15 protein-coding genes are annotated in these 15,237 nt (G+C 37.6%); 10 read left to right on the plus strand and 5 right to left on the minus strand.

Annotation, left to right across the window (positions count from 1 at the left end; genetic code table 11):
* Positions 1-244: 244 nt before the first annotated feature.
* The 4 genes from kdpA to kdpC all read left to right on the plus strand — a co-directional run bounded on the left by kdpA (position 245) and on the right by kdpC (position 5,040).
* Entirely contained in the window at positions 245-1,948 is a 1,704-nt protein-coding gene (gene kdpA, locus ACZ11_RS03530) for a potassium-transporting ATPase subunit KdpA (RefSeq protein ID WP_049663840.1), read from the plus strand.
* Positions 1,949-2,153: 205 nt separating this feature from the next.
* Positions 2,154-2,312 carry a hypothetical protein gene (locus ACZ11_RS26145; RefSeq protein ID WP_161804427.1) on the plus strand — a complete coding sequence of 53 codons (159 nt, stop codon included), beginning with the start codon at positions 2,154-2,156 and terminating at the stop codon, positions 2,310-2,312.
* A 15-nt stretch (positions 2,313-2,327) separates the two neighbouring features.
* On the plus strand, positions 2,328-4,391 hold the full coding sequence (kdpB, locus tag ACZ11_RS03535) for a potassium-transporting ATPase subunit KdpB (RefSeq protein ID WP_049663842.1): 2,064 nt from the start codon (positions 2,328-2,330) through the stop codon (positions 4,389-4,391).
* Between the two features lie 10 nt (positions 4,392-4,401).
* Positions 4,402-5,040 carry a potassium-transporting ATPase subunit KdpC gene (kdpC, locus tag ACZ11_RS03540; RefSeq protein WP_049663844.1) on the plus strand — a complete coding sequence of 213 codons (639 nt, stop codon included), beginning with the start codon at positions 4,402-4,404 and terminating at the stop codon, positions 5,038-5,040.
* Between the two features lie 236 nt (positions 5,041-5,276).
* Here the strand turns inward: kdpC and ACZ11_RS03545 are convergent, their stop codons facing one another.
* The gene (locus ACZ11_RS03545; RefSeq protein WP_049663847.1) at positions 5,277-6,332 is read right to left on the minus strand and encodes a 2,3-butanediol dehydrogenase; all 1,056 of its coding nucleotides are present in this window, start codon (positions 6,330-6,332) and stop codon (positions 5,277-5,279) included.
* Between the two features lie 594 nt (positions 6,333-6,926).
* Between ACZ11_RS03545 and ACZ11_RS03550 the strand changes: the two genes are divergently transcribed.
* Entirely contained in the window at positions 6,927-8,228 is a 1,302-nt protein-coding gene (locus ACZ11_RS03550; RefSeq protein ID WP_049663848.1) for a DEAD/DEAH box helicase, read from the plus strand.
* A 12-nt stretch (positions 8,229-8,240) separates the two neighbouring features.
* Positions 8,241-9,134, plus strand: coding sequence for a deoxyribonuclease IV (locus tag ACZ11_RS03555; protein ID WP_049663850.1), 894 nt, complete (start codon positions 8,241-8,243; stop codon positions 9,132-9,134).
* Positions 9,135-9,184: 50 nt separating this feature from the next.
* Here the strand turns inward: ACZ11_RS03555 and ACZ11_RS25540 are convergent, their stop codons facing one another.
* Both ACZ11_RS25540 and ACZ11_RS03560 read right to left on the minus strand, forming a co-directional pair.
* A complete protein-coding gene (locus tag ACZ11_RS25540; RefSeq protein WP_161804428.1) occupies positions 9,185-9,343 on the minus strand; it encodes a hypothetical protein in 159 nt (52 codons plus the stop codon).
* A 28-nt stretch (positions 9,344-9,371) separates the two neighbouring features.
* A complete protein-coding gene (locus ACZ11_RS03560; RefSeq protein ID WP_049663851.1) occupies positions 9,372-9,608 on the minus strand; it encodes an endonuclease IV in 237 nt (78 codons plus the stop codon).
* 231 nt (positions 9,609-9,839) lie between these two features.
* On the opposite strand from ACZ11_RS03560, the gene ACZ11_RS03565 reads away from it, so the two are divergent.
* The 3 genes from ACZ11_RS03565 to ACZ11_RS03575 are packed head-to-tail and all read left to right on the plus strand — an operon-like array spanning position 9,840 to position 11,883.
* Positions 9,840-10,586 (plus strand): metal ABC transporter ATP-binding protein, encoded by a 747-nt coding sequence (locus tag ACZ11_RS03565; RefSeq protein ID WP_049663853.1) that lies wholly within the window; start codon positions 9,840-9,842, stop codon positions 10,584-10,586.
* 14 nt (positions 10,587-10,600) lie between these two features.
* On the plus strand, positions 10,601-11,464 hold the full coding sequence (locus ACZ11_RS03570) for a metal ABC transporter permease (protein WP_049663854.1): 864 nt from the start codon (positions 10,601-10,603) through the stop codon (positions 11,462-11,464).
* Positions 11,461-11,883 (plus strand): Fur family transcriptional regulator, encoded by a 423-nt coding sequence (locus ACZ11_RS03575; protein ID WP_049663857.1) that lies wholly within the window; start codon positions 11,461-11,463, stop codon positions 11,881-11,883. The genes ACZ11_RS03570 and ACZ11_RS03575 overlap by 4 nt, the downstream gene beginning before the upstream one ends.
* 315 nt (positions 11,884-12,198) lie before the next feature.
* On the opposite strand, the gene serC is transcribed toward ACZ11_RS03575, so the two are convergent.
* Entirely contained in the window at positions 12,199-13,287 is a 1,089-nt protein-coding gene (serC, locus tag ACZ11_RS03580) for a 3-phosphoserine/phosphohydroxythreonine transaminase (protein ID WP_082172655.1), read from the minus strand.
* Between the two features lie 637 nt (positions 13,288-13,924).
* Between serC and ACZ11_RS03585 the strand changes: the two genes are divergently transcribed.
* Positions 13,925-14,461: a hydrolase gene (locus ACZ11_RS03585; protein ID WP_049663862.1), complete on the plus strand. Its 537-nt coding sequence runs from the start codon at positions 13,925-13,927 to the stop codon at positions 14,459-14,461.
* Positions 14,462-14,651: 190 nt separating this feature from the next.
* Here the strand turns inward: ACZ11_RS03585 and ACZ11_RS03590 are convergent, their stop codons facing one another.
* Positions 14,652-15,161: a PCYCGC motif-containing (lipo)protein gene (locus ACZ11_RS03590; RefSeq protein ID WP_049663864.1), complete on the minus strand. Its 510-nt coding sequence runs from the start codon at positions 15,159-15,161 to the stop codon at positions 14,652-14,654.
* Between the last annotated feature and the right edge of the window lie 76 nt (positions 15,162-15,237).

A 15,237-nucleotide genomic window follows, 5' to 3' on the forward strand; every position in this document is an offset into this window, starting at 1 on the left:
AGAACATCCAATTAGAGAAAGGGTGTTTCGATTGATGGACTTTTATATGATTGGCTTACTCATCATAAGCTTTGCATGTCTTTATGCGTTGACAGCTTGGTGTTTCAAGCTTGTCGAAGAAAAGTAAGGGGGAATAAAAATGTGGATTGTTATGGGGATTGTACTCATGTTCCTTTTCGGTTATCTAGGGCATGCATTACTTTATCCTGAAAACTATTAATAGGCTTGTAGGAGGTATTGCGGTATGTGGCAAATCGCCATTGTATTAATTATTTCTTTACCAATCGTAATTTTAACTGGTCATTATCTATTTCGGGTGACAATGCAACAAAAAACATGGCTTGATCCAATAATGGATAGATTTGATGCCATAATTTATAGGTTATGTGGCATTAAGCAAGTAGATATGACGGGTAAACAGTATGTGCTTTCGTTAATTTTGTCGAACGCCTTTATGGTGTTTATTGGATACGTTCTTTTACGAATTCAAGCTATGTTGTTTTTAAACCCAAATGATATTGACAATATGGAAGCAACACTTTCATTTAATACCATAATTTCATTTATGACGAATACAAATCTTCAGCACTATAGTGGCGAATCAGGACTAAGTTATTTATCACAAATGCTAATCATTATCTTTATGATGTTTACATCTGCAGCTACTGGTTATGCCGCTTGTATGGCGTTCTGTCGTCGACTTGTTGCGAAAACCGACACTATTGGTAATTTCTTTGTGGATTTTGTTCGTGTTATCACACGTGTGTTAATGCCTATATCTATTGTTGTTGCCATTATTTTAGTATCTCAAGGTTCACCACAAACCTTGAGTGCGAATAAAACTGTACAAACAATAGAAGGTAAATTACAAGATATTGCACTTGGACCTGTAGCTTCTCTTGAATCTATCAAACATATAGGAACAAATGGTGGTGGCTTTAATGGGGCGAATTCAACAACACCTTTTGAAAATCCAACGGTCATTTCTAATATTGTGGAAATGCTATCTATGATGCTATTACCAGGTGCTTGTGTAGTTGCATTTAGTTTAATGGTTGTATATAGAAAAAAGAAAACTATATTTGGAAAGCAAGGGCTAGCCATTTTTGTGGCAATGAGTGCGCTGTTCCTAGTTGGATTGGTGACTGTGTATGTAGCGGAGAGAGCAGGTAATCCGATCATTAGTGAGCTCGGAATTACTCAGGAGCTAGGAAGTATGGAAGGAAAAGAGATGCGCTTTGGGGTGGAACAATCAGCGTTATTTACGACAGTGACAACTGCCTTTACAACTGGGTCTGTCAACAATATGCATGATACATTAACGCCGCTTGGTGGTCTTGTACCGATGTTTAATATGATGTTAAATGTTGTGTTTGGAGGCAAGGGAGTCGGCCTGATGAACATGATGATGTATGTGTTATTAACAATTTTTATCGCCTGTTTGATGATTGGTCGAACACCACAGTTTTTAGGTAAGAAAATTGAGGAAAAGGAAATGAAGTTAATTGCACTCTGCATTCTAATTCATCCTGCTATTATTTTGCTATTTTCAGCGCTTGCAGTACTAACACCGTCAGGAGTTGCAGCCATAACGAATCCAGGGGCACATGGTTTATCTCAAGTTCTATATGAATTTGCATCTGCCTCTGCAAATAATGGCTCAGGTTTTGAAGGATTAGCTGACAATTCAACATTTTGGAATGTCACGACAGGGCTTGCAATGTTCTTTGGGCGTTATTTAACGATTATTATTCAACTAGCTATTGCGTCTCTACTAGCGAAAAAAATGTTTCACAGTGATTCGGTGGGAACATTAAAAACAGATAATACTATTTTTACATTTTTACTTGTTGCTATCGTTTTAATGATTGGTGCTCTTACATTTTTACCGGCATTAGCACTTGGGCCAATTACAGAGCACTTACAACTTTATCTTCATTCATCTTAACCTGTTAATGTGGTGAGATGAATGTGGATGTGGTTCCTTTTTAGTGGGGACCCAAATACCTACTGAATGAAGATAAAGCCTCCGGCGGATGTCACGGATTTTGAAAGGAATGAATAAAGGATGTTAGCCTAAAACCTTCGCATCCTGCGAAAACGACTAACTGACCTGCATCGGTAAAAACGCCACGTCCTGTGGCATTACCGAAATGACCGACATCGTGTCGGCCACTCGTGCAGGCCTGGACACAATTCAAAATCCGGACGCATTGTTTATCTGCGCGAAAGCGAAGCGTCAGCGGCAAATGTTTTCTGTAGTGAAAGCAAAGCGACAGCTACAATTACGCCAAGGCGAAATTGATTTTTAATAAGGAGAGACACCTATGGAAACAGCAAGAAAAGGTTTGATTACGGGCAATATGCTAAAAAGCTCGATTATAGATGCTTTAAAGAAATTTAGTCCAGTATATATGTTGAAAAATCCTGTTATGTTTGTAGTAGAAGTAGGGTTTATGTTTGTCTTACTATTAACCCTCTTTCCGAATATGTTTGGTAGCGGAGTAGGAGAGCATGATCGATTGTATAATGCAATTGTCGCTGTCATTCTTTTTGTAACCATTCTATTTGCAAACTTTGCTGAGTCGATTGCTGAAGGGCGAGGAAAAGCACAGGTTCAAACGTTAAAAAATACTAAAACAGTTACACAGGCTCGTGTCTTACTGAGTGATGGCTCTGAAATACTTAAACAGGCACATGAATTAAAAAAGGGTGATATTGTTTTAGTTCAGGCAGGAGAGGTTATTCCAAATGATGGTGAAGTCATTGAAGGAATCGCTACGGTAGATGAATCGGCGATAACAGGTGAATCTGCGCCTGTTGTAAAGGAGCGAGGTGGAGATTTTTCATCAGTGACAGGTGGTACGACGGTTACGAGTGATTGGTTAATGATCGAAATTACCTCGATGCCTGGTGAATCATTTTTAGATAAAATGATCTCGCTCATCGAAGGAGCCAGTCGAAAAAAAACACCAAATGAGATAGCGCTCAATACACTTTTAGTAAGTTTAACAATTATTTTCTTATTAGTTGTTGTGACGCTCTATCCAATGACAACTTATTTAAATGTACCAATTTCTATCGCAACGTTAATTGCACTTACAGTTTGTTTAATTCCCACGACAATTGGTGGACTATTGTCGGCAATTGGTATTGCAGGAATGGATAGAGTTACTCAGTTTAATGTTATTGCGATGTCTGGAAGAGCAGTAGAGGCGTGTGGAGATGTAGATACATTAATTTTGGATAAAACTGGAACTATCACTTATGGAAATCGCATGGCAGCTGAATTTCTCCCAGTAAAAGGGGTGGAAAGTAAAGATTTAATGCAAGCTGCATGGCTTAGTTCCTTAACAGATGATACACCTGAAGGAAAGTCTATTTTGTCACTTGCTTGTGAATTAGGAGTGAAAACTGACGATGAAGAAAACATTATCAAGTCAAGTGAACATATTCCCTTTACCGCACAGACTCGTATGAGTGGCTTGGATATGAAGGATGGAACAAAAATTCGTAAAGGAGCCTATGATACGATAAAAAAAGAGAGCATAAACGCAGGTCATAGCATTCCTACAAATTTGGAACAACTGATTCAACAAGTTTCTTCTGTTGGCGGGACACCGCTAGTAGTAGCGATAAACGATAAAATTTTAGGTGTCATTTACTTAAAGGATGTCGTAAAGGCCGGACTCAAGGATCGCTTTGAGCAGCTCCGAGCAATGGGTATTAAAACGATCATGTGTACAGGAGATAATCCACTAACCGCAGCAGCCATCGCAAAGGAAGCGGGGGTGGACAGCTTTATTGCAGAAAGTAAGCCAGAAGACAAAATTCAAGTTATTAAAGATGAGCAGGCACTAGGAAAAGTAGTAGCTATGACAGGGGACGGAACAAATGACGCTCCTGCATTAGCACAAGCTAACGTAGGTCTTGCCATGAATTCGGGAACGAACGCAGCAAAGGAAGCTGCGAACATGGTCGATTTAGATTCAAATCCTACTAAAATTATTGAAGTTGTAGAGATAGGAAAGCAGTTGCTGATGACGCGAGGTGCGTTAACGACTTTCAGTATTGCAAATGATATAGCAAAGTATTTTGCCATTATTCCAGCAATGTTAATGGTTGCTGTACCAGAGATGAGTACATTAAACATTATGAATCTCAATTCTCCATCAAGTGCGATTATTTCTGCATTAATTTTTAACGCAGTGATTATACCACTATTAATACCTATTGCAATGAAGGGTGTAAAGTATAAGCCGATGAGTGCTACAAAATTATTAAATAAAAATTTACTTATTTATGGAGTAGGCGGGATTATCGCTCCGTTTATTGGCATTAAGTTGATTGATTTACTAGTTGGACCACTATTCCATACGTTTGGGTTATAGGAGGAAGTACATGCGAAAACTTTTTGAGAATTCAAAGCAAGCATTACTCATTACAATGACAATGTTCGTTTTATGTGGTTTTATATACCCATTTGCAGTGACTGCATTAGCTCAAGGGCTATTTCATCATAAAGCAAATGGTAGTTTAATAGAAGCGGATGGTGAAACTGTCGGTTCAGAATTAATAGGTCAAACTTTTACTGCACCACAATATTTTTGGGGTCGTGTCTCCTCTGTTAACTATAATGTCTATACAAAAGAGGATACGATACCAGACGAAAATGGTCAGGTGAACTATAGTGGTGTTAGCTCTGGAACTTTTAACTATGCACCATCCAATCCAGAATTGAAGAAACGGATAGAAGCAGATATCGAGAAGTTTTTACTAGCAAACCCATCGGTAAAACGACAAGACATACCCGCTGATTTAATGACCGCTTCAGGCTCAGGTTTGGATCCACATATTAGTATGAAGGCTGCAGAAATACAAATCGAACGAATTACCCAAGCAAGTGGGCTTTCGAAGGATGAGATAGAAAAAATTATAGAAGCAAATACAGAAAAGCGTTCATTAGGGATTTTTGGAGAAAATAAAGTGAACTTCCTAATGGCCAATCTGGATATAATGAAAAAAATGGAGGGGGAATAAGTTAGTCACTATAAGGTGGGGTGAGATTTATTAATAGATTTACCTTGTATATAAGTTGATTGGAGTGGGGGCTGGGCGACTCCTAGGGGATCAGCGGCTCATCGGACGCCCCTGAGAAAGCGCCCAGTCGGAACGGAAATCAACCCTACGTTATGATGATGAGAAATAGAGGCGGAACAACAAATTGAAAAACAGGTAGAGAAGCTATTTTCTCTACCTGTCTTTATATAAATAAATTATGCTTGTGAATTTACAAGGATTTTAATATGGTTTCGCTCTTTCATTAGTGCCTCGAAGCCTTCTGTTATGACTTCATCAAGTGCAATTCGTTTCGTTACAAGTTTTTCAGCAGGGAAGTAGCCTTGTTTCATTAATTCCATAACTGCTGGGAAAATATCGCGATAAGCAATAATCCCTTTTACAGAACGCTCTGTCAATACGATATTGTTTGGCAGAATAGAAGCTTCAGTTTCCCAAATAGAAACGATAATTGTTTCACCTTCAAATGTTGTTGAATCAATAGCTTGTTGTAATACTACAGGAACCCCAGTTACTTCAAATGCAACATCTACGCCACCATTTGTTAATTCATGTAGACGAGCTACTGCATCCTCATCTTTAGGATTAATAACTGCTGAAGCGCCTAGCTCTAATGCTTTAGCAGCACGTTCTACCGAAAGCTCTACCGCATAAATTTCGGCTGCTCCAGCTGCACGCAATGCCTCGATAACAAGAAGACCGATTGGCCCAGTTCCAAAGACAGCCGCTGTATCGCCAGCTTTTAGTTTACTTTGACGAACTGAATGTAATGCTACTGCCGCTGGTTCAACAAGTGCACCTTGTTCGTAGGAAAGACCCTCTGGCATTTTGTGTACCATTTTTTCATCTACCATTGTATATTCAGAGAAACCTCCGCCACCGCCAGAAAGACCATGGAAGCCTAAATGCTTACAAATATTGTATTTCCCTTTTTTACAAGCGGCACATTCGCCACATGCAAGAATAGGTTCTACAACTACAGGATCTCCAACTTGTACCTTTGTAACACCTTCGCCAATTTCTACTACTTCACCAGAAAACTCATGTCCCATAACAATTGGTGCAATATCTTTACTTACATAGTGAGGTTGTTCCACTGGAATGAATATTGGGCCAGCCGCGTATTCATGTAAATCACTACCACAAATCCCTGTCCAATGTACTTTAATTTTTACTTTTCCAGGTGAAATTACGGGTTCTTCAATGTTTTCTACACGGATGTCTTTTGCTTTATACCATCTTGCTGCTTTCATGATAAGTCAACCTCCTCTAGTATCTTACATTTTAATCGTAACATATGGAAATTCTACGAGGCATTAGTTAACAATTAATTGCCATAAAAAATACTAATTCGTGTTCTTCTTTTCGACAAAATATAAATAAGGTGTGTCGAAAAAACAAAGGTTGATGTTCATTCCGAGTAGTGTTTTTCGCGCAAGCTCATTCCGAAGGAGTCGCCACTCTCAGTGAGTTCATCATTATAATAAGTAGCAAACTGAATCAAAATAGTATTAATTTTTACATACTTAGAAAATATCGACTAAATTATATTGGAAACTCATCCTAGAAGAAAACGAGTCAATTTCGACGTTCCTCACAAAATGGGAATGTCGAGGTCTTACGATTACATTACTAAACAGCTTTATGCAATTAGGAGTAGCATTTGTCTAAAGGTCTGAATGCTTTTTTTTATTGCATATTCACAGTATTTCGAGTAACTTTGATAAGGGCTTCGCTACAGCCATGATAAAAATATAAAATTATGTTCATGCTTTAGATAATGGGACGTTAATATACCTAAAAGTTGAATCATGATACAATGGGAAAGATGTTAGGAGGAACGAATTATGTCAAAATATACTGATTATAATTTTCAGCCATTTTTGCAGGACGCAATTGCAAAACTTGGCTTTACAGAACCAACGCCGATTCAAAAGGAAATTATTCCGCTAATACTAAAAGGGAAGAGTGCAATCGGACAAGCGCATACAGGGACGGGAAAAACACATAGTTTTTTAATTCCGATTGTGCAACGCATTAATGCTGACAAGCAGGAAGTACAAGCTGTTATTACGTCACCTACACGTGAGCTTGCACAACAAATTTTTGATGCATTAAATCAATTAATAGAAGGAACAACTATTCAAGCGAAACTATTTATTGGAGGTACGGACAAACAACGCTCCATTGATAAGTTAAAAACGCAACCACAAATTGTTGTCGGAACGCCAGGACGTATTCGTGATCTCGTTTCAGCGCAAGCGTTATTTGTGCATACGGCGCAAATGTTAGTTGTCGATGAGGCAGATTTAGCCTTCGATATGGGCTTTATAGAAGAAATCGATGGTTTTGCTTCCCAAATGCCAGAAAACCTTGAAATGTTTGTATTCTCAGCAACAATTCCAGAAAAGCTTCAGCCTTTCTTGAAAAAATATATGGAAGCACCTGTTCATATCCATATGAACGATAAACGCCCGGTCGCAGAAGGAATTGACTTTGTGCTTGTCCCAGTACGTTCTAAATCTCGTAACAAACGTTTGTTGGAAGTTATTGAAGGGATTAATCCATTTTTAGCTGTAATTTTCACTAACACACGTAAAACAGCAGAGCACGTTGCTGGCTACTTAAATGAAAATGGGATTCGCTGTGGTCAAATTCATGGTGACTTAAGTCCACGTGATCGTAAGAGGATGATGAAGCAAATTCGAGAATTGGACTATCAATATATCGTTGCAACAGACCTTGCAGCACGTGGTATCGATATTCAAGGAATTTCACATGTCATTAACTACGAAATTCCAGAGGACTTAGAGTTCTTTATTCATCGTGTGGGACGTACAGCGCGTGCAGGGAATAAAGGAACGGCTATCACGTTGTTTGAGCCATCAGATGAGGATGCAGTAGTACGTGTTGAAAAAATGGGCATTCCATTTGTTCAAAAAGATGTAAAAGATGGCGAATGGTCTGAACTAAAAGAGCGCCATGCACGTAAAAATCGTGTGAAGCAAGAAAATGAAATCGATGTGAAGGCTAAAGCATTAGTGCGTAAGCCGAAAAAAGTAAAACCAGGCTATAAGCGTAATATGAAATGGGAAATGGAAAAAATTAAAAAACGTGAACGTCGTTTAAAAGCTCGCGGTAAAAAATAAGGAGGCATTCAAATGCTACTTGGATCACATGTTTCAATGAGTGGAAAAGAGATGCTGCTTGGATCAAGTAAAGAGGCCCTATCATATGGGGCAAATACCTTTATGATTTATACAGGTGCACCGCAAAACACTCGTCGTAAAGCAATTGCTGATCTTAATATTATGAATGGTTTACTACACATGAAAGAGCATGGCATGACAAATATTGTTGTCCATGCTCCATACATTATAAATATTGCGAACACAGAAAAACCCGAAACTTTCCGTCTAGGTGTAGATTTTTTACAGACTGAAATCGAACGAACAGCAGCATTGGAAGCAACACAAATTGTTTTACATCCAGGTGCCCATGTAGGTGCGGGAGCAGACGCAGGTATTGCCAAGATTATTGAAGGTTTAAACGAAGCGTTGTCACAGGATTTCCCTGTACAAATCGCATTAGAGACAATGGCGGGGAAAGGAACTGAATGTGGTCGTTCCTTTGAAGAGCTTGCTAAAATTATAGATGGTGTAACACATAATGAACGTCTTTCAGTATGCTTTGATACATGTCATACTCATGACGCTGGTTATAATGTTGTAGAAGATTTTGATGGTGTCTTAAATGAGTTTGATAAAATGATAGGTGTTGATCGTATCAAAGTCCTTCATATCAATGATTCAAAAAATGTTCGTGGTGCAGGAAAAGACCGTCACGAAAATATCGGCTTTGGTCATATTGGCTTTGATGCATTAAAATATATTGTCCATCATCCACAATTAATGGAGATTCCTAAAATCTTAGAAACACCATTTGTCGCATTAAATAGTGATGCCAAATCAAAATCGGCTCCTTATAAACATGAAATTGAAATGCTTCGTAATGGAGAATTTAAACCAGAGTTAATCGATGCTCTAAGAGGATAGAATAAATAGCCCGAAATCAGCATAAGACTGATTTCGGGCTACTTTTTTCTTTATTCAAATGTAATTGTTGCGACAGCAACAATTGTTTTTTGTAGCGAAAGCAAAGCGGCAGCGGCAAATGTTTTCTGCGCGAAAGCAAAGCGGCAGCGGCAAATGTTTTTTTCTGCGCGAAAGCAAAGCGGCAGCGGCAAATGTTTTTTTCTGCGCAACAGCGCAATTACACCAAGGCGAAAATGATTATTTCGTAAACAATGCAATCAATTGTCTGGAGCGCTTTCTACCTAAAACAGCTTCAACCTCTACAAGAATATCTTTTGGAATACCTAAAAAAAGCCATGAAAATGAGAATTGCTCCAAATAAGGCCGGAGTTTTTTTACTTCAGAACTAGTAATTTCAAATCCTTCAGCACGTGCAATAGCAACAATTTCCTTATCACTACTATGTGTTAATTGCTGTAAAAATTGAATACTCAAAGCTAATCCTCCTTTTAAAGTTGTTTAGTTTTTTGAAACAAAATCATTCTTGTGAACGTCGTGGTAACTATGAAAAAGCTTCACATTAATGTGTCAGAATCAATGTCTATAACAACTGAAATTGAAAACAGTAGAATAGCAATCTTATTTTCTTTACAAATACTGTACTTTCATTTATACTTACAACTTGTTAAATCGTAATGATTTTGAATTAGAAAGAAGAGAAGATACATGAAAAAATCATTAATTGACATTGAAAACGTGTCATTTCAATATGACTATACTCAAGTATTAAAAAATATCTCTTTTCGTGTAGAAGAGGGAGATTTTTTAGCACTTCTTGGTCCGAATGGTTCAGGGAAATCTACATTATTAAAAATTATTTTAGGGTTACTAAAACCAATGTCTGGAGAAATAAAGCTATTTGGTGAACCAAGTTCAACTTTTAAGCATCGAGAATGGATAGGGTATGTGTCACAGAAATCTAATGCCTTCAATTCGGGTTTTCCAGCGACTGTCCAAGAAGTAGTAAAAAGTGGATTATCGAAAAAATTAGGATTATTTAAAAGACCTGGACGAGATGCAAGGGAAAAAGTGTTAGAAGCATTAAAAGCTGTTGGAATGGAAGCATTTATGAATCGTAATATTGGTGAATTATCTGGTGGGCAACAGCAACGTGTATTTATTGCAAGAGCATTAGTTAGTGAACCAAAGCTACTAATATTAGATGAACCAACTGTCGGCATTGATCATGAGAATGTGCAGTCATTTTATGATATGCTGGCGAAATTGAATCGGGAACAGGGAATTACAATGATTCTTGTTACACACGATGTTGACACTGTGTCGAACCGTATCAGTCATGTAGCATGTTTAAATCAAACAATACACTTCCACGGTTACAAAAATGAATTTGATACAATTTCTCATGATGCGCTTGATGCTTGGTATGGCCATTCTGTGAGAAAGATTCACTAGAAGGAGAAGGCAAAATGATTGAAGCAATTTTTAACTATGAATTTTTACAAAACGCCTTTTTCTCTGGGCTATTAATTGGCATATTAGCACCACTACTAGGTGTTTTTATTGTCGTTCGCAGGCTCTCGCTTATTGCTGATGCCTTGTCACATGTAACGCTGGCAGGTATAGCGGGGAGCTTATATATCAGTCAATCTGTTACAGCCTTGGCAATGCTAAATCCAATTTACTTAGGCATACTGGCCTCTGTCAGTGGATCGATTTTAATTGAGCGTCTTAGACGTTTATATAAGCACTATGAAGAGCTTGCCATTCCAATTATTATGTCAGGTGGGATTGGTATTAGTGCTATATTTATCTCGCTTGCAAGTGGCTTTAGCACGGATTTAATGAGCTATTTATTTGGTTCGGTGTCAGCTGTATCTCGTCAGGATTTATGGGTAGTAGTAGGAATTGCTGCCGTTGTCATTATCTTTTTGTTTATATTTTTTAAAGAACTTTTTGTTTTATCTTTCGATGAGGAATATGCAAAAGCAAGCGGACTGCCTGCGCGTTGGATTCATCTCTTATTTATGATCGTTACAGCGCTTGTTATTGCTGCAAGTATGCGCATCGTCGGTATTTTACTGGTATCGTCACTTATGACGTTACCAGTTGCTGCTGCAATGCGACTTGCAAAGGGCTTTAAGCAAACAATCATCTATGCAATTGTCTTTGGCGAAACGGCTGTGTTAATCGGTTTAGTCAGTGCTTTTTATTTAGATTTAGCACCCGGTGGTACAATTGTCGTTACTTCTATCTTAATTTTGTTACTTGTAATACTAGTGAAGAAAATAGTATTTAAAATAGCTACAAATCGGGAGGAGGTAGCGCAGTGAATGTTTCAAGAGCGTGGGGAATTTTAAAAGAAAACGGCTTTAAAAAAACAGATAAGCGGGAGTTAATATTAGATATGTTTGCAGCGACAGATAAATATTTAACTGCTCGAGATTTATTAGATGTTTTGAAAAAAGATTTTCCAGGTATGAGTTTTGATACGATTTATCGAAACCTTGCAACGTTTGTGAAGCTAGGAATACTAGATGAAACTGAGTTATCTGGGGAACGAAATTTCCGTATGCATTGTGAGTCTGAACATCATCACCATCATTTTATTTGTATGGATTGTGGTAATGTTAAGGAGCTAAATCTCTGCCCTATGGAAATGCTTGGAGAAAAGCTGCCAAACTATGAAATTGAAAATCATAAATTTGAGATCTATGGTAAATGTCCAGAGTGTAAACATGAAACTTTGTAAGATCTGAAATGACAATATTTGAAGAAAGGGGTAGTTCCAACGGAGATTTAACTTGGAGCTACCCCTTTTATAGTAACTATGTGGTAATCGAGCAGCTTTAATTTTATTGTATAAAGGTCTTCTCCGACTATTATTGCGCATTACTCTAATAATCTATGATTTTTGAATGAAAAGAGATTGGTAATATGTCCGCTAGGCATTTAAAAAGATTTTTTTCATTCTGAATAGAAGGTATTTATTGCTTCATGGGTATTTGTTTTCTTTCCGCAAATAATAAAAAAGACGAATGATTACATATCATTCGTCAAATTTTTATTATTGATGTTTTTGTTGGAATTCTACCATAAAGTCACGTAGTGCTTCACAAGTCTCTAACGGTACAGCATTATAAGTAGAAGCACGGCAGCCTCCTACAGAACGGTGTCCATTAAGTCCAACAAATCCTGCTGCTTTTGCTTCAGCAAGGAATTGTTTTTCAAGCTCTTCATCAGCAACACGGAAAGTGATGTTCATTAAAGAACGGCTTTCAGGTGTTGCATGACCTGTATAGAATCCGTTGCTATTGTCAATAGCATCATAAATTACTTTTGCTTTTAATTCATTATGCTTAGCAATTTCAGCAACGCCACCTTTTGATTCTACCCATTTTAATACTTCACCTAACATATAGATACCAAAAGTTGGAGGTGTATTGTATAAAGAGTTGCTGTCAGCGTGTGTTGAATATTTTAGCATTGTAGGAATATTTTTATTCGCTTTCTCTAGCAAATCTTTGCGAATAATGACTACTGTTACACCAGATGGACCAAGATTTTTTTGAGCACCTGCATAAATTAGACCAAATTTACTTACATCAATTGGTTTAGAAAGGATATCACTAGACATATCCGCAATTAACGGTACATTTCCTGTTTCAGGGAATTCCTTCCATTGAGTACCGTAAATCGTATTGTTTGAAGTGATATGCAAATAGGCATCCTCTTCATTGAATTGGATATCTGCTAAAGCTGGGATATTGCGGTATTTATTTTCTTTTGTACTAGCAGCTTCTACAGGCGTACCAAAAAATTTAGCCTCTTTGAATGCTTTTTCAGACCATGAACCTGACAATACATAGCTTGCTTTTTGATCTGCCTGTAGGAAGTTCATCGGTATCATAGTAAATTGTAGACTAGCGCCACCTTGTAGGAAAAGAACCTCATAGTTTTCTGGGATAGCATAAAGCTTTTTCAATAAAGCAATTGCTTCATTATGTACTTCGTCGAAAATGGCACTGCGGTGGCTCATTTCCATAATAGACATACCTGAGTCACGGAAGTTTACTAATTGTTGTTGGGCTTTTTCTAATACTTCTAGTGGTAGGGCAGATGGGCCTGCGTTAAAATTGTATGCACGATGTGTCAAAGTGGTACACTCCTTGTTTGGTTTTATAAGGTTAACTTTAATCATAGGGGTTATGCGTCCCTACTAATAATTAGTTGTTGAATCTATCAAGCTTTTACGATCATAGATTGAGAAATATACTGAACGTTAAAGCGGGATAAAAGCACTTTACTGGATTATAACTTAATTTTCAAGATAAAAAATAAAATTCTCACTATTCGAGCAGAATAATGACAGGCTCGCTACAAAATGTACACAATTGAGGTAAAATTCATAAATGCTTTTTGAGTTTAAATACGAACAAATGGAAACGTTGTTGTACATATATGAGTTAATATTTCGTGATTTACATGTTGCTTAATCAGTGGAATTATAAAATGTTCGTGTTTGTTCAAGTGGAATTTCTCCATTCTAATATATGCTCGTTTGCGCATTCCACTCCAGAAAGACGCTATCTGCGAGTGTAGTCTAAGCTCTTATAAGGTATAGATTAATCCAGAGGGAAGGGGTAGTTAGGTAGAGAGAAAGGAACACATAAAAAGCAACTAACATTGACTGCTCTTCTAGCACTGATTAAGTTGGATGGACATAATCTATCACATAAACAAGTAACTTTCGGTATAATGAATGGTGAAAACGGATAGAAGGGGTGTTTTAAATGTTTACTATAGAAGAAGCATGTTTAGTTGTCGTTGACGTACAAGGGAAGTTAGCGACAATTGTTGATGAAAGTGAAGAGATGATTGCAAATGTGGCCAAGCTGGTACAAGGTATGCAAGCATTGGAGGTACCTATTTTATGGCTTGAACAAAATCCTAGTCGTTTAGGTGGGACTGCATTAGATATCTCTCAGCATCTTCAAGGGCAAGCTATTGCTAAAATGGCATTTAGTGCTTGTCAGGAGCAAGAATTTGTAGATGCATTGAAAGCAAGTGGTCGTTCTCAATTTATCGTGACAGGTATCGAAACACATATTTGTGTCTACCAAACAGCTCGACAGCTAAAAGAACAAGGCTTTGAGGTTGAAGTTGTTGCAGATGCAGTGTCCTCTCGTACAAAAGCCAATAAAGAGATAGGGCTTGAGAAAATGAAGGAGCTTGGAATTTTACCGACAAGTGTGGAGATGATTTTATACGAGTTATTACAACGTGCAGATCATCCACATTTTAAAACGGTGCTACAACTCGTTAAATAACAAAAGACTGCAAAAAGGTTAAGTAGATGTTTGTGAATTTTGAGGTGTTTGTTGATTGGAGTAGAGGCTGGGTGAAGAACCCTTCGTTTTGCGGAAAAGCCCTACTTATTTAAAATGACGCTTAATTTCATTAACATCATATTTTTCAACAACATGAAAAAACTCATCTTATCGATGAGTTTTTTTGTTATTAAGCAGGCATATCAGTCGGTGTTGGTTTTGCGTATCCTTCTTTATATGTGTTATCAATTGTTTGACGAATTTCTTTCAGGCTCATACCATCTTTATGCATTTTTGCAGACTGTACAGCAATTTCTAGGCAAGTAAGACAACGAGTACCGTGATCATCCCAGACGATTGTGCCATCTTCACGCTTTTCCTCAATAAAGCAGTTTAAATTGCTTTTATGGCCAGCTGATTCACCACATCCACAATAGCATGGCATCCACTCTAGAATTTCTGTAGACTGTCCAGCAATTTGATACACTAATCGAATATCTTCTGATTTATTATCTAAAAACGAAGGTAAAACATCAGCAGATGCAGTTTCTTCCTGAATATCTCCAGAAGCATGTCCATGTTCTTCATGTGAAGCTTCTTTTTGCGCTGCATTCTGATTTTTTTCAACAGCCTGTTTATCTTCACCACAAGCACTTAACACCAATAACGACAAAGCGAAAATAGATAGTAGTTTTTTCAACAAAAGCGCCTCCTACATGTTTACAATACTTCCATTATAACATCGTTCATTTAAACATTTACAGGAAGCGCAAGTG

Origin of the sequence: Lysinibacillus xylanilyticus (genome assembly GCF_001183605.1) — a bacterium.
Taxonomy (GTDB): domain Bacteria; phylum Bacillota; class Bacilli; order Bacillales_A; family Planococcaceae; genus Lysinibacillus; species Lysinibacillus xylanilyticus.

Coding starts and splice junctions, on each gene's coding strand:
- kdpA (WP_049663840.1), top strand. CDS start 245: ATGTGGCAAATCGCCATTGTATTAATTATTTCTTTACCAATCGTAATT.
- ACZ11_RS26145 (WP_161804427.1), top strand. CDS start 2,154: ATGACCGACATCGTGTCGGCCACTCGTGCAGGCCTGGACACAATTCAA.
- kdpB (WP_049663842.1), top strand. CDS start 2,328: ATGGAAACAGCAAGAAAAGGTTTGATTACGGGCAATATGCTAAAAAGC.
- kdpC (WP_049663844.1), top strand. CDS start 4,402: ATGCGAAAACTTTTTGAGAATTCAAAGCAAGCATTACTCATTACAATG.
- ACZ11_RS03545 (WP_049663847.1), bottom strand. CDS start 6,332: ATGAAAGCAGCAAGATGGTATAAAGCAAAAGACATCCGTGTAGAAAAC.
- ACZ11_RS03550 (WP_049663848.1), top strand. CDS start 6,927: ATGTCAAAATATACTGATTATAATTTTCAGCCATTTTTGCAGGACGCA.
- ACZ11_RS03555 (WP_049663850.1), top strand. CDS start 8,241: ATGCTACTTGGATCACATGTTTCAATGAGTGGAAAAGAGATGCTGCTT.
- ACZ11_RS03565 (WP_049663853.1), top strand. CDS start 9,840: ATGAAAAAATCATTAATTGACATTGAAAACGTGTCATTTCAATATGAC.
- ACZ11_RS03570 (WP_049663854.1), top strand. CDS start 10,601: ATGATTGAAGCAATTTTTAACTATGAATTTTTACAAAACGCCTTTTTC.
- ACZ11_RS03585 (WP_049663862.1), top strand. CDS start 13,925: ATGTTTACTATAGAAGAAGCATGTTTAGTTGTCGTTGACGTACAAGGG.